Source organism: Escherichia sp. F1 (assembly GCF_046764225.1).
Lineage (GTDB): Bacteria > Pseudomonadota > Gammaproteobacteria > Enterobacterales > Enterobacteriaceae > Escherichia > Escherichia coli.
This window is the reverse complement of sequence record NZ_CP177202.1, coordinates 311,886-324,874: the sequence shown is the minus strand read 5'-3', so window position 1 is coordinate 324,874 and position 12,989 is coordinate 311,886. Positions and strand designations below refer to the sequence as shown.

The following is a 12,989-nucleotide window of genomic DNA, read 5'->3' as shown; positions in this document are numbered from 1 at the left end:
TGTTACGGGTAACTGTTATCGGTAACATTGTCCGGCCGGACAATATCAGAAGCAATATCCATCCGTGCCTTAAGTGTATAAGTGTGAGCTACTTCAAATTTGTGGGCTTAAATAGATCCGCCCGGTGACAAGGTGAAACCTAAATCTAACATTTTCGGTGTCACAGATTCGCCACGAATACGCGCCAGCAGGCGTTCAGCGCCGATACTGCCCATCCGCTCACGCGGCGTCAGTACGCTCGCCAACCGTGGTTCCATCACCTGACCAATGTCATGACCGTGGAAACCGGCAATCGCCATATCGTCAGGAACTTTTAACCCCAGACGCTGACATTCAAACGCCGCGCCGACCGCCAGGTCATCGTTGGTACAGAACACGCCATCCAGCTGCGGATATTCCCGCCGCGCCTGGCGAATCAGTTCAATACCGGAAGAGTAAGAAGAAGATTGCTCAACCATCACGCTATATGGCACCAGGCCTGCATCCAGCATCGCCTGTTCGTATCCCTTCTGTTTGATGATAGTACGTTCGTCGAGACGTGCGCCAAGATAGGCAATGTGGCGATGCCCGCGAGCAATAATGGCGGTGGTCATCTGGCGTGCCGCTTCAAAGTTATCAAAACCGACGGCAATATCGAGGCACGGCGACTTGCTGTCCATCAACTCCACCACCGGAATCCCCGCCACTTCAATCATCTTTAAGGTGCGCGGCGTGTGGGTACGTTCGGTGAGGATCAGTCCGTCGATATTCCATGAGAGCATTGATTCGAGGCGCTCTTGCTCCATTTCCGGTTTATAACCGTAGTGGGCCAGCATGGTCTGATAACCGTGCGCGTCGGTGACGCTTTCGATTCCGCGTAATACTTCCGCGAAAACCTGGTTGGTGAGAGAAGGTAACAGGACGCCAATCGCCCGGCTGGTGGCGTTAGAGAGGATATCGGGTGCGCGATTGGGAATATAACCCAGTTCATCAAGAGCGGCGGCAATCTTGCCGCGTAGAGCGACGGAAACCTGCTCCGGGTTGCGTAAAAAACGGCTGACCGTCATTTTGGTCACGCCTACACGGTCAGCCACATCCTGAAGTACGGGTCTTTTCTTTTTCATCGTCCTGAAGGTACAAAAGAGATAGATTCTCTTAGTTTAACACGGACGCATCAGAACCTTCCCGGGGAAAACAGTGCTTGTTTACAATTATTAGATATACACTAAATCAATTGCATCGCATTGTGCTAACGACGCGGCAAAACCCCGGAAGCGTACATCAGCACGCGACCGGAGCGAGCGAGGAAGCCTGCAAAAAGGCAGGCTTCAAAGATACCGTTGAGTTTTAAACCGGCGGCAGATCGAACAGTAACACTTCGCTGTCGCTATCCGCATGAATGGAGATTGCCTGCTCATCCCAGATTGCCAGACCATCGCTGGTCGAGGCTTTCACGCCGTTAATGGTGACATTGCCTTTCACCACCTGGATCCAGACGCGGCGTTCAGCGGCAATCTGATGCACCGACTGCTCATCTTTCAGCAATGCCCAACGATACAGTTCCATATCCTGATGCACTTTCAGCGAACCATCTCGCGCATCCGGCGAGAGCACCAGCTGTTTGCCCTGTACGGCATCGAAGCGACGCTGTTCATAACGCGGCGTAATACCGTTTTCTTCAGGCATGATCCAGATCTGATACAGATGCAGACGCTCGGTGCTGCTTGGGTTGTACTCTGAGTGACGAATACCCGTACCCGCACTCATAATCTGGAATTCACCCGCCGGAACCTGCTCTTTATTGCCCATGCTGTCCTGATGCTCAACAGTACCTTCCAGCACGTAGGTCAAAATTTCCATATCTTTATGCGGGTGAGTGCCGAAGCCCTGCCCTGCTTCAATCACGTCGTCGTTAATCACGCGCAGCGCGGAGAAGCCCATAAAGTTCGGATCGTAATAGTTGGCAAAAGAGAAAGTATGCCAGGAGTCCAGCCAGCCATGATTTGCATGACCACGTTCATTTGCTTTGCGTAAGTAGATCATTTTTATTCGCCCCCTGAATGATTTCGATGGGCTTAGTGTGGACCCGATCCGCCTGGGATGATAGAGGGTGAAAATTGACCCCTCTGTTCAAAAAAATTGAACTATTCGAGGGGCCATCAAACTTACTTCGCGAGAGTCACTGTGGAGGGAGAGGCTTGCTCAAATCCTCGTTCAAGGATTTCCAGATTGGTAAGAACTTCAGATTCCTTGACGTAATTTGGCGCACCGTTAGTGATGGTTTGATACAACGCATCATAAACGCGCCCGTAATCGCCCATCTCCGGCTTTATCTCTTCTCTGACCGTCACGCCCTCGTCATTGACATACTCCAGCACACCGACCGAATCATCCGCCGCGAATCCCGGTTCGCCCGGCATAATATTAGCCTTGAGGCTGGTTTCCTGCTGGTCGATACCGTATTTAATAAACGAACCTTTCTTACCGTGAACGATAAATTTCGGATAATCGATTTTCACCAGATGGCTGGTTTTGACGATGGCTTTCAGGTCGCCATAAAACAGCTGCGCTTCAAAGGTGTCGTCAGGATTGGCTTTATTACGCAGGCTGCGGATGTCATAAGCGACGTGATCCGGGCGACCGAACAGAGAAATAATCTGGTCCATCGTATGCACACCAAGGCCATAAAACGCGCCATCCTGCGGCAGTCCAGGTTTGGTTTCTGCCACTGGGCGGTAATAGTCAAAATGGCTTTCCACTTCGACAATCTCTCCCAGCTTGCCGCTTTCAATCGCTTTTTTCGCTGTCAGGAAGCAGGAATCAAAGCGACGATTCTGATACGGCGTGACGGTCAGCCCTTGGCTTTTCGCCAGTGCAAACAGCTCTTTCGCCTGCGCAAGTGTCGGGGTGAACGGTTTTTCGACCAGCACATTTTTCCCGGCTTCCAGCGCGCGCTTCGCGTACTCGAAGTGGCTGTCCGCATGGGTGCAGACCACAACTAGCTTAACATCGGGATCGTTTAGTACTTCGTCGAGATCGCTGGTGAAATGGATATGGGAATAAATGGGAGCCTGTTCTTCCGGCTTCGCATGGCGACGAAAAATATGCGCGACATGCCAGCTATCCTTGCGGTTAAGTACATACGGCAGATGGTAACGGGTGGTGCTTTTGCCGAAGCCAATAAAGGCGCAGTTGATGACCATGATTTCGTCCTTATTAAGGTGGTTATTTACACCTTAGCGCAAAGCGGACGCGGTTCCTACTGGAGTGCGCATAACGAACACAAGCCCCCCGTGGATAAATTGAGAACGAAAGATCAAAAAAAAAGCCAGCACCCGGCTGGCTAAGTAATACTGGAAGCAATGTGAGCAATGTCGTGCTTTCAGGTTCTCCGCGAGGGTCTTCCTGATCGCGAGACAATAATAATCATTCTCATTCGCACTTGTCCAACACTTTTTGCAAAAAAATGCATTTGACTCGTATGTGAAAGTCAATGATGTTGAAAGGGACATTTACCCCAAAGAGGACAAAGGAATGAGTGAGATAGTGATACGCCACGCAGAAACACGGGATTACGAGGCCATCAGGCAGATTCACGCCCAGCCGGAGGTGTATTGCAACACACTACAACTACCTCATCCTTCGGAAGGCTGGTGGCCAGAAAGATTGAAAGATCGCCAGGGGTTTAAACAACTGGTTGCCTGCATTGATGGCATCGTGGTGGGTCATCTTTTCATTGAGGCTTATCAAGGCCCACGCCGCAGTCATGTTGCAACTTTTGGTATCTGTGTTGACTCCCGCTGGCACAACCGCGGCGTCGCCAGCGCCCTGATCCGCGAATTGATTGAAATGTGCGATAACTGGCTACGGATAGATCGTATTGAGTTGACGGTATTTGCGGATAACGCCCCGGCAATCGCCGTCTATAAAAAATTCGGATTTCACATAGAAGGCACCGGCAAAAATTACGCTTTTCGTAATGGTGAATATATCGATGCGTATTATATGGCGCGGGTGAAATAGAGAATTTGCAATCTAAGTTTGTCATTTAAGCCCTCACCTACCGGGAGGGCTTAAGATATTAATACCCCGCCGTTAAATCATCCACCGAGCGCGGATCGGATGCGCCGTACAACTCGCCGTCCGGCCCAACCATAATGCTTTGTGTACTACCCATCGCCTCTTTCAGCGCCACTTTCTGACCTTTTGCTTCCAGCAGCTTGAGCGTATCCGGGCTAAACCCTTTTTCGACACGCAGCTCGTCCGGCAACCACTGATGGTGGAAACGCGGTGCATTGGTCGCTTCGGCGACATTCATACCATAATCGATGCTGTTCACCACCATTTGCAGCACGGTGGTGATAATCCGGCTCCCGCCTGGGCTTCCGGTGACCAGCCAGGTTTTACCGTCTTTCACCACAATGGTTGGTGACATCGACGACAGCGGACGTTTATTCGGCCCGACCGCGTTAGCGTCACCACCCACCAGCCCGTAAACGTTCGGCACGCCCGGTTTGGCGGAGAAATCATCCATTTGGTTATTAAGCAGAATACCGCTCTCGCCCGCGACAATGCCCGTACCGAAGGTGGTGTTCAGCGTATAGGTCACCGCCACCGCGTTACCGTCTTTATCCACTACAGAGTAATGGGTAGTTTGATTACTCTCATAAGGCGCAAGCTTGCCAGGGCGAATTTCGCTGGATGGCTTCGCTTTATTGATATCGATTTGATCGGCAATAGATTTGGCATAGGCTTTATTGGTCAGCGCCTGCCACGGGACTTTGACAAAATCCGGATCGCCAAGATATTCCGAGCGGTCGGCGTAGGCGTATTTCTCAGCTTCTGCCATGATTTGCATCGCGTCGGCGCTGCCAAAGCCGTATTTCTTCATATCGAAGTTTTCCAGAATATTGAGGATTTGTACGATATGGATCCCGCCGGAAGATGGCGGTGGCATGGAGTAAACCTGATACCCGCGATAATCGCCGCTTATTGGTGTGCGCTCGACCGCTTTATAGGCCGCTAAATCTTCTTTCGTGATCAGGCCGCCGTTTTTCTGCATCTCCTGAGCGATCTGCTCCGCTATTGTGCCTTTGTAGAATTCGTCCGGGCCATTTTCGGCAATCATCTCCAGGCTCTTTGCCAGGTTCGCCTGCACCAGTTTGTCGCCCTTTTTCAGCGGCTCGCCCTCTTTCCAGAAGATAGCCTTGCTGTTTTCGTGATTCGGCAACACTTCGCTACCGTAGGTTTTGAGATCGTCAGCCAGCGCGTCATTAACGATAAAACCATCGCGTGCCAGTTTAAACGCCGGCTGCACCACTTTATTTAACGGCATGGTGCCGTACTTCTCCAGCGCCAGCGAGAAACCTGCGACCGTACCTGGCGTACCGGAGGCCAGATGCGAAGTGAGTGATTTTTTGCTGTTCGGGTTGCCCTGGTCATCGAGGAACATATCGCGGGTCGCTTTAGCGGGTGCCATCTCACGGAAATCGATAGCCGTGGTGTTGCCATCTTTAGTGCGGATCAGCATAAAACCACCGCCGCCCAGATTCCCCGCCTGCGGATGCGTTACCGCCAGCGCGTAGCCCACCGCCACGGCAGCATCAACGGCATTCCCGCCCTCCTTGAGGATATCCACGCCCACCTGAGTGGCAGTAGCATCTACAGACGCCACCATCCCCTGTTTCGCGCGTACCGGATGGAAGACATCTTCCTCCACGCCATAAGAAACAGGTGGCGGAGGAGGCGCGGCGGCGGCGCTAAAACAACTTCCTGAGAGCAGAGCAGCAATGGCTACCCGGCGTAAAAACGTCGGTTTTATCATCGTTATTCTCCAGAGATTAAGGGGCAACCCCAGCTAAGCCTGGTATATAACTCTGAATTAATCATCGTTTTGCCGGGAAGCGAGTAAACTTAAAGAATATCTTCAGAGGAGGATACGCGATGAAACGACTTCTGCTTTTGACGGCACTCCTGCCGTTTGTCGGCTTTGCACAGCCCATTAATACTCTGAACAACCCCAACCAGCCGGGATATCAGATCCCCAGCCAGCAGCGGATGCAGACTCAAATGCAAACGCAGCAAATCCAGCAAAAAGGGATGCTGAATCAGCAACTGAAAACGCAAACGCAGTTGCAACAGCAGCATTTAGAAAACCAGATCAACAATAATTCTCAGCGGGTGTTGCAGTCACAGCCGGGGGAGCGAAATCCCGCCCGGCAGCAAATGCTGCCCAACACCAACGGCGGGATGTTAAACAGCAACCGTAATCCGGATAGTTCGTTGAATCAGCAGCATATGTTGCCGGAGAGGAGAAACGGCGACATGCTGAATCAGCCCAGCACGCCGCAGCCTAATATTCCGTTGAAAACTATTGGGCCGTAAAGTTCGGTCCAATCACGTCAATCGCATCGGTGCAGATGCAATCCACGCCCCAGCGCAGCAACTCTGCCGCGCGCTGGGGTTTATTGACGGTATAAACCAGAATCCGTAATCCGGCGTCTTTCAACTGCATCACTCGCGCTTTATCAAGCAACTTATGATTGAGATGAATAGAGACGCAGCCCAGTCGCGCGGTCAGTTCTCGCCAGTCGTCGCGCCACTCATCCAACAACAAACCGCGCGGCAGTTCCGGTGCAGCCTGTTGTGCAGCTTCTAAAGCATCAATCTCAAAGGATGACAGCAGCGGCGGCGTCATATCGGCCCACAGTTCGCGTGCCGCCAGCGCCACCATTTTGCCCGTTAATGGCCCGGTGCCAGTGGTGGGTTTGATTTCGATATTCGCCATCATCCCGTGTTCGCGACAGCGTTCCGCCACCTGCGAAAGCAACGGTAGCGGCTCACCTTTAAACGCTTTGCTGTACCAACTGCCTGCATCCACGCGCAGTAAATCCTGCCAGTTCAGTTCACCCGCGACGCCCCAGCCGTTGCTGGTACGTTCGAGATTGTCGTCATGGAGCAGGAAGATCTCGCCATCTTTCGATAACTTCGCGTCAAATTCGATCATCTTATGACCGTATTTTGCCCCCACGTCGATTGCCGCCAGGGTGTTTTCCGGGGCCAGTTTACCGCCGCCACGATGGGCGACGATGCGGGGATAAGGCCAGTTACTCATACTCGTTGTCCTGTTTCACCATCAAAAAGATGCAGCTGATTTTCCGGCAGATGCAGCCACAGCGTGCTGCCTGCCGTCGGGCGCTCCTGATGCGCCAGTCGCACCACCAGCTTCTGTTCGCCCCAGCGTCCGTGCGCCAGGTTATCTGCACCGAGGATCTCCAGCGTGTCCATCACCAGCGGCACACCACCTTCTGCCTGCGAGCTTAGCGCTATATGTTCCGGGCGAATGCCGAGGGTCATTTTACGCCCGGCATACTGACGGTAGCCACCGTTTAGCGGCAGCGCAATACCGCCGTCCAGTTCGAAATGCGTGCCTTCGTTATTCACGCGGCCTGTCAGCAGGTTCATCGCCGGGCTGCCGATAAAACTCGCTACAAACAGGCTGGCGGGCTTTTCGTACACTTCAACTGGCGTGCCAATCTGTTCGGCAACGCCGCCGTTCATCACCATTACTCGCTGGGCGAGCGTCATCGCCTCAACCTGATCGTGGGTAACGTAGAGTGAAGTCGTTTTCAGGCGACGGTGCAGCTGTTGCAGTTCAAGACGCATCTGCACACGCAACTTGGCATCGAGGTTAGAGAGCGGCTCATCAAACAGGAACACCGCCGGATCGCGCACAATCGCGCGGCCCATCGCCACACGCTGACGCTGACCGCCGGATAGCTCACGCGGGCGACGTTTGAGCAGGCCGTCCAGCTCCAGAATGCGCGCCGCTTCTTTAACGCGCTCGGCAATTTGCTGCTTGCCCATGCCGCGAATTTTCAGCCCCCACGCCATGTTTTCTTCGACGCTCATATGCGGATAAAGCGCGTAGTTCTGGAACACCATCGCAATCCCGCGATCTTTCGGCTCCATTTCGGTCACCCGCTGGTCGTTGATCCAGATATCGCCTTCCGTCACCCGCTCCAGTCCGGCCACCATTCGCAATAACGTCGATTTCCCGCAGCCAGACGGCCCGACCATCACGATAAATTCGCCATCCGCCACATCAAGGGTCAGCGGTTTAATGACCTGGGTTTTGCCATCCCAGCTTTTGGTTACTGCCTGTAATTTCAGTCCTGCCATCTTATTTCTCACTATCGACCAGGCCGCGCACGAAGGCACGCTGCATCACTAAAACAATCACTACTGGTGGGATCAGCGTTAACAACATCGCCGCCATCACCGAGTTCCATTCCGTGGTGCCTTCGCCAGTGGCGATCATCCCTTTAATCCCCGCCACGGTGGTGCCGAGATCCACGTCGGTAATAATCAACAACGGCCACAAATACTGGTTCCAGCCGTAAATAAAGGTGATCACAAACAGCGCCGCCAGATTAGTTTTGGACAGCGGAAAAACGATGTCGCAAAAGAAACGCATTGGCGACGCGCCGTCGATCCGCGCGGCTTCCACCAGTTCATCCGGTAGGGTCATAAAGAACTGGCGAAACAGAAACGTGGCGGTCGCCGAGGCCATCAGCGGCAGCGTTAAGCCGGCGTAGCTGTCGAGCATCTTCAGATTGGCGATGACTTCCACCGTCGGGAAAATACGCACTTCAACCGGCAACATCAGAGTGATAAAAATCATCCAGAAGAAGAGGTTACGCAGCGGAAAACGAAACCAGACAATGGCAAATGCCGAGAGCATCGAGACGGTAATTTTGCCGAGCGTAATGCTAAACGCCATCACAAAGCTGTTAAGCAACATCCGCCAGAACGGCGCACTATTCGTGCCTACCCCGTTCACCCAGATGTTGTGGATGTTTTCCAGCAGATGCGTGCCGGGAATAAGCGTCATCGGCGCGGCGTAGACTTCTTGTTTATCCAGCGTCGCCGCGACAAACGCCACGTACAGTGGGAAGAGGATCACCGCGATCCCGAGGATCAGCATGGTATGGCTGAATATTGTCAGCCACGGACGGTTCTCAATCATTGGTAACGCACCTTGCTTTCAACATAGCGGAACTGCACCACCGTCAGCACGATGACGAGGAACATCAACACTACCGACTGCGCGGCAGACGAAGCCAGATCCAGTCCGGTAAAGCCTTCGCGGTAGATCTTATAAATCAGCGTCGTGGTGGCCTGTACTGGCCCGCCGGACGTGGCGGCGTCGATCACCGGGAAGGTGTCGAAGAAGGCATACACCAGGTTCACCACCAGCAGGAAGAAACTCACCGGAGCGATAAGCGGCAGCGCAATCTTAAAGAAGCGGCGAATCGGGCCTGCACCGTCGATGGCTGCGGCTTCGATCAACGAACGGGGAATGGATTGCAGCGCGGCATAGAAGAACAGGAAGTTGTAGCTGATTTGCTTCCACACCGAGGCAAACACCACCAGAAACATCGCCTGACCGCTGTTTTGCGCGTGGTTCCAGTCGTAGCCGAACTCAGCGAGAAAATGGGTGATCAGCCCGCGACCAGGGTTAAACAGGAAGATCCACAATACGGCGGCAACGGCGGGAGCCACGGCATACGGCAGCAGCATCAAGGTTTGATAGAAACGGCTGCCGCGCACGATGTACTCCACCAGCGCCGCAAAGAACAGCGACACCAGCAAACCACTGACGGTGACAAAGGTGCTGAATTTTATCGTCGTCCAGAAGGAGTCGAGATAGTAGCTGTCATGAAACAGCGTGACGAAGTTATCCAGGCCGACAAACTGGCTGGAGAAACCAAACGGATCGACGCTTTGCAGCGAGTACCACAACGCTTCGCCCGCAGGCCAGATAAAAAAGATAACGGTGATGATGAGCTGCGGCGCGACCAGCAAATAGGGCAGCCAGCGCGAGCGGAACACCGGACGGGATGATGACATAGTTAAACTCTTCGTGTTGTGTTCCCCTCACCCCGGCCCTCTCCCCAGAGGGGCGAGGGAGAAAGGCGGTGCATACTTTCCCACCGAGCGAAGTTGCAAACCGACACGGCACCTGGATACCACGCCGATCGGTCCCCTCTCCCTTTGGGAGAGGGTTAGGGTGAGGGTAAGAGAATTAAGACTTCGTAGACTGCTCAAAGCGGCGCAGTAACTGATTCCCACGCTCAACGGCGGTATCCAGCGCCTGCTGTGGCGTCTTCTTACCGGTCCACACGCTCTCCAGCTCTTCATCCACAATCACGCGGATCTGCGGCATGTTGCCCAAACGCAGCCCTTTGGTGAACGGTAACGGCGGCTTATTCAGCATCTGACGCGTCGCGGTATCCGCACCTGGGTTTTTCTCATAAAAGCCCTGCTCACGGGTCAGGTCATACGCCGCTTTGGTGATTGGCAGATAACCAGTTTTCTGATGCCACTCGGCAGCGTTTTCTGGCTTCGCGAGGAAGTCGAGGAACTTCGCCACACCCGTATAAGTTTCTTTATCTTTACCCTGCATTACCCACAGGCTGGCTCCGCCGATAATGGCGTTTTGCGGCGCATCTTTCGCATCGGCGTCGTAAGGCATCATGCCTACGCCATAGTTAAATTTGGCGTACTCGCGAATGTTGGCGAGAGAACCGGAAGAGGCGGTGGTCATCGCGCAATCACCGTTATAGAACTTCTCAGTGGATTCATCCTTACGCCCGACGTAGCTGAAATCGCCCTTCTTGTTCATCTCTTCGAGCATAGCGATGTGTTTCACCTGCTCCGGCTTGTTGAACTCCAGCACCGCGTCTGTGCCGTCAAAGCCGTTGTTTTTGCTGGCAAACGGCAGACCGTTCCAGGCGCTAAAGTTTTCCAGTTGGATCCAGCCCTGCCAGCCGCTGGCGTAGCCGCACTTCATACCGGAGGCTTTCAGTTTCGCGGCATAGTCCGCCAGATCCTGCCAGGTTTTCGGCGGCTGTTCCGGGTCTAAACCGGCTTTCTTGAAGGCGTCTTTGTTGTAATAGAGAACGGGAGTCGAGCTGTTGAACGGCTGGGAGAGTAAGTGGCCGGTTTTGCTGTCGGAGTAGTAGCCTGAAACCGTCGGCACAAACTGCGACTCATCGAACTGAATCCCCGCCTCTTTAAACACGTCATATACCGGTTTAATGGCTTTCGACGCCATCATGGTGGCGGTGCCAACTTCATAAACCTGCAAAATAGCCGGCGCGTTGCCGGTACGAAATGCGGCAATCCCCGCGCTTAAATTCTGTTCGTAGTTGCCTTTATAGGTCGGTACAATTTTGTAATCCGGATTTTCGGCGTTAAAACGTTGGGCCAGAGAATCCACCTCTTTACCCAGTTCCCCTTCCATAGAATGCCAGAACGGAATGGTCGTCACTGCCTGTGCATTCCCCATTAACGCCAGTCCGAGCGCCAGTGCTGAAGCTGTATAATGTAACGGTTTCATCGTTTATCTCTCTTGTTGTACCGAATGCGCGAATTCACGCTTTTTATGCTCGCGGGGTAACATGACATGCTCGAATTACAGAAAAATAACTTTTTTGTTACATTTGTAAGATAGTAAGGTGTCAGAAAGATGACAAGGCGGTGACGGTACGGGTGAGGGAAAATGGGAGATGGGGCACGGATAAAAAGCAGAATGGCTAAGAACCTTGTCAGGTACCGCGTTGACGCAAGCGGGTAACGATATCTTCTAACGATACTTTTCCCGCCGCCACATCAACCGTCAATTCTACAAACTCTGGGTTTGCAGCAAGTATGATGCCGTTACGTTTAAGGAATAATAGCGTGATAAACAGTGCGGTGCGCTTATTACCATCATTAAAGATATGACCGCGCGAGATTGCCAATAGATGCATCGCCGCCAGCAGCCAAAGATCAGAAACGCCTTCATACTCATACTTATTCAGTACCCGGTACAAAAGCGCTTCTGCTCGCCCTGGATCGGACATTCCTGTTACACCTGGTGTAACGCTAAGCAATTTATCGTGGAAATAAATTATCTCCTCCGCTGAGATAAACTGAATGGTCATTTATCCGCTAACTCCTTAATTTCGCTGCCATGAATAGCCATGATGGCGTCAAATTCCGCATCCAGTTTAGCCTTCTGGTAACGTTCAAACTCTTCTGCGCTAATAATCACAGCTGCCTTATGCCCACGCCTCGTGATCGTTACCGGAGTACCTGTCGCCGCTGTTTCCAGAACCAATGCAAGGTTCTGCCGCGCTTCGCTGTAGTTCATGGTATGCATGATACCCTCCATATTAAGTACAATTAAATTGTACAACTAACAAGTACAAAAAAGGAGTCATTCGACTCCTTTTTACTCAAAATATTATTACCCGCCCAAATACGCACTTCTCACCGCTTCATTTGCCAGCAGCGCGTCGCCGGTATCGGAGAGCACCACATGACCGTTTTCCAGAACGTAGCCGCGATCAGCGAGCTTCAGCGCCTGGTTGGCGTTCTGCTCAACGAGGAAGATAGTCATCCCCTGCTCGCGCAGCTGCTCGATGGTGTCGAAAATTTGCTGGATGATAATCGGCGCAAGACCGAGCGATGGCTCATCAAGCAACAATAAACGCGGGTTGCTCATCAGCGCGCGACCAATCGCCAGCATCTGCTGCTCACCGCCGGACATGGTGCCTGCCCGCTGAACACGGCGCTCATGCAGACGTGGAAACAGTTCATACACCCACTTTATGCGCTCCTGGAACTGGTCGCGTTCGGCAAAAAAGCCGCCCATCGCCAGGTTCTCTTCCACCGTCATCCGCGAGAAAACACGACGCCCTTCCGGAACAATCGCCACCGCTTCGCGCATGATTTTCGCTGTCTGCCAGTCGGTAATGTCTTTATCATCAAACACAATTCGCCCACTGGTGGCGCGCGGATCGCCGCATAACGTGCCGAGCAAGGTGGTTTTCCCCGCCCCGTTCGCGCCAATCAGGGTGACAATCTCGCCCTGATTGATATGCAGGCTCACCTCATGCAGCGCCTGGATTTTGCCATAGTGGGCGCTGACTTTGTCAAAGGACAACATGACTTTTTCCATC

The 12,989-nt window shown here is 53.0% G+C and carries 14 protein-coding genes; 2 read left to right on the top strand and 12 right to left on the bottom strand.

Annotation, left to right across the window (positions count from 1 at the left end):
- Positions 1 to 107 precede the first annotated feature (107 nt).
- The 3 genes from gntR to ACK8NJ_RS01425 all read right to left on the bottom strand — a co-directional run bounded on the left by gntR (position 108) and on the right by ACK8NJ_RS01425 (position 3,182).
- The gene (gntR, locus tag ACK8NJ_RS01435; protein WP_000730252.1) at positions 108 to 1,103 is read right to left on the bottom strand and encodes a gluconate operon transcriptional repressor GntR; all 996 of its coding nucleotides are present in this window, start codon (positions 1,101 to 1,103) and stop codon (positions 108 to 110) included.
- Positions 1,104 to 1,326: 223 nt separating this feature from the next.
- Positions 1,327 to 2,022 carry a quercetin 2,3-dioxygenase gene (gene yhhW / locus ACK8NJ_RS01430; RefSeq protein WP_000639811.1) on the bottom strand — a complete coding sequence of 232 codons (696 nt, stop codon included), beginning with the start codon at positions 2,020 to 2,022 and terminating at the stop codon, positions 1,327 to 1,329.
- 122 nt (positions 2,023 to 2,144) lie between these two features.
- Positions 2,145 to 3,182 carry an oxidoreductase gene (locus ACK8NJ_RS01425; RefSeq protein WP_336477410.1) on the bottom strand — a complete coding sequence of 346 codons (1,038 nt, stop codon included), beginning with the start codon at positions 3,180 to 3,182 and terminating at the stop codon, positions 2,145 to 2,147.
- A gap of 331 nt (positions 3,183 to 3,513) precedes the next feature.
- Between ACK8NJ_RS01425 and yhhY the strand changes: the two genes are divergently transcribed.
- Positions 3,514 to 4,002: an N-acetyltransferase gene (yhhY, locus tag ACK8NJ_RS01420; protein WP_024216389.1), complete on the top strand. Its 489-nt coding sequence runs from the start codon at positions 3,514 to 3,516 to the stop codon at positions 4,000 to 4,002.
- 58 nt (positions 4,003 to 4,060) lie between these two features.
- Here the strand turns inward: yhhY and ggt are convergent, their stop codons facing one another.
- A complete protein-coding gene (gene ggt, locus ACK8NJ_RS01415) occupies positions 4,061 to 5,803 on the bottom strand; it encodes a gamma-glutamyltransferase (protein ID WP_097512865.1) in 1,743 nt (580 codons plus the stop codon).
- Between the two features lie 119 nt (positions 5,804 to 5,922).
- Here ggt and ACK8NJ_RS01410 point away from each other — a divergent pair, with 119 nt between their 5' ends.
- The gene (locus ACK8NJ_RS01410) at positions 5,923 to 6,363 is read left to right on the top strand and encodes a DUF2756 family protein (RefSeq protein WP_411962057.1); all 441 of its coding nucleotides are present in this window, start codon (positions 5,923 to 5,925) and stop codon (positions 6,361 to 6,363) included.
- Here the strand turns inward: ACK8NJ_RS01410 and ugpQ are convergent.
- The 8 genes from ugpQ to livF form a co-directional block, all read right to left on the bottom strand.
- Positions 6,350 to 7,093 (bottom strand): glycerophosphodiester phosphodiesterase, encoded by a 744-nt coding sequence (ugpQ, locus tag ACK8NJ_RS01405; RefSeq protein WP_000073583.1) that lies wholly within the window; start codon positions 7,091 to 7,093, stop codon positions 6,350 to 6,352. The two genes, ACK8NJ_RS01410 and ugpQ, sit on opposite strands and share 14 nt — an antisense overlap.
- Positions 7,090 to 8,160: a sn-glycerol 3-phosphate ABC transporter ATP binding protein UgpC gene (ugpC, locus tag ACK8NJ_RS01400; RefSeq protein WP_000907785.1), complete on the bottom strand. Its 1,071-nt coding sequence runs from the start codon at positions 8,158 to 8,160 to the stop codon at positions 7,090 to 7,092. Before ugpC ends, ugpQ begins: the two co-directional genes overlap by 4 nt.
- A 1-nt stretch (position 8,161) precedes the next feature.
- Positions 8,162 to 9,007, bottom strand: coding sequence for a sn-glycerol-3-phosphate ABC transporter permease UgpE (gene ugpE, locus ACK8NJ_RS01395; protein ID WP_000572183.1), 846 nt, complete (start codon positions 9,005 to 9,007; stop codon positions 8,162 to 8,164).
- On the bottom strand, positions 9,004 to 9,891 hold the full coding sequence (ugpA, locus tag ACK8NJ_RS01390; protein WP_000099289.1) for a sn-glycerol-3-phosphate ABC transporter permease UgpA: 888 nt from the start codon (positions 9,889 to 9,891) through the stop codon (positions 9,004 to 9,006). Before ugpA ends, ugpE begins: the two co-directional genes overlap by 4 nt.
- Before the next feature lie 175 nt (positions 9,892 to 10,066).
- Positions 10,067 to 11,383: a sn-glycerol-3-phosphate ABC transporter substrate-binding protein UgpB gene (gene ugpB, locus ACK8NJ_RS01385; protein WP_000803191.1), complete on the bottom strand. Its 1,317-nt coding sequence runs from the start codon at positions 11,381 to 11,383 to the stop codon at positions 10,067 to 10,069.
- 208 nt (positions 11,384 to 11,591) lie between these two features.
- Positions 11,592 to 11,969, bottom strand: a complete 378-nt coding sequence (locus ACK8NJ_RS01380) for a type II toxin-antitoxin system death-on-curing family toxin (RefSeq protein WP_000155159.1) — start codon at positions 11,967 to 11,969, stop codon at positions 11,592 to 11,594.
- Positions 11,966 to 12,187 carry a type II toxin-antitoxin system Phd/YefM family antitoxin gene (locus tag ACK8NJ_RS01375; RefSeq protein WP_000557315.1) on the bottom strand — a complete coding sequence of 74 codons (222 nt, stop codon included), beginning with the start codon at positions 12,185 to 12,187 and terminating at the stop codon, positions 11,966 to 11,968. Before ACK8NJ_RS01375 ends, ACK8NJ_RS01380 begins: the two co-directional genes overlap by 4 nt.
- 87 nt (positions 12,188 to 12,274) lie before the next feature.
- A complete protein-coding gene (livF, locus tag ACK8NJ_RS01370) occupies positions 12,275 to 12,988 on the bottom strand; it encodes a high-affinity branched-chain amino acid ABC transporter ATP-binding protein LivF (protein WP_000416895.1) in 714 nt (237 codons plus the stop codon).
- Position 12,989: the final 1 nt, after the last annotated feature.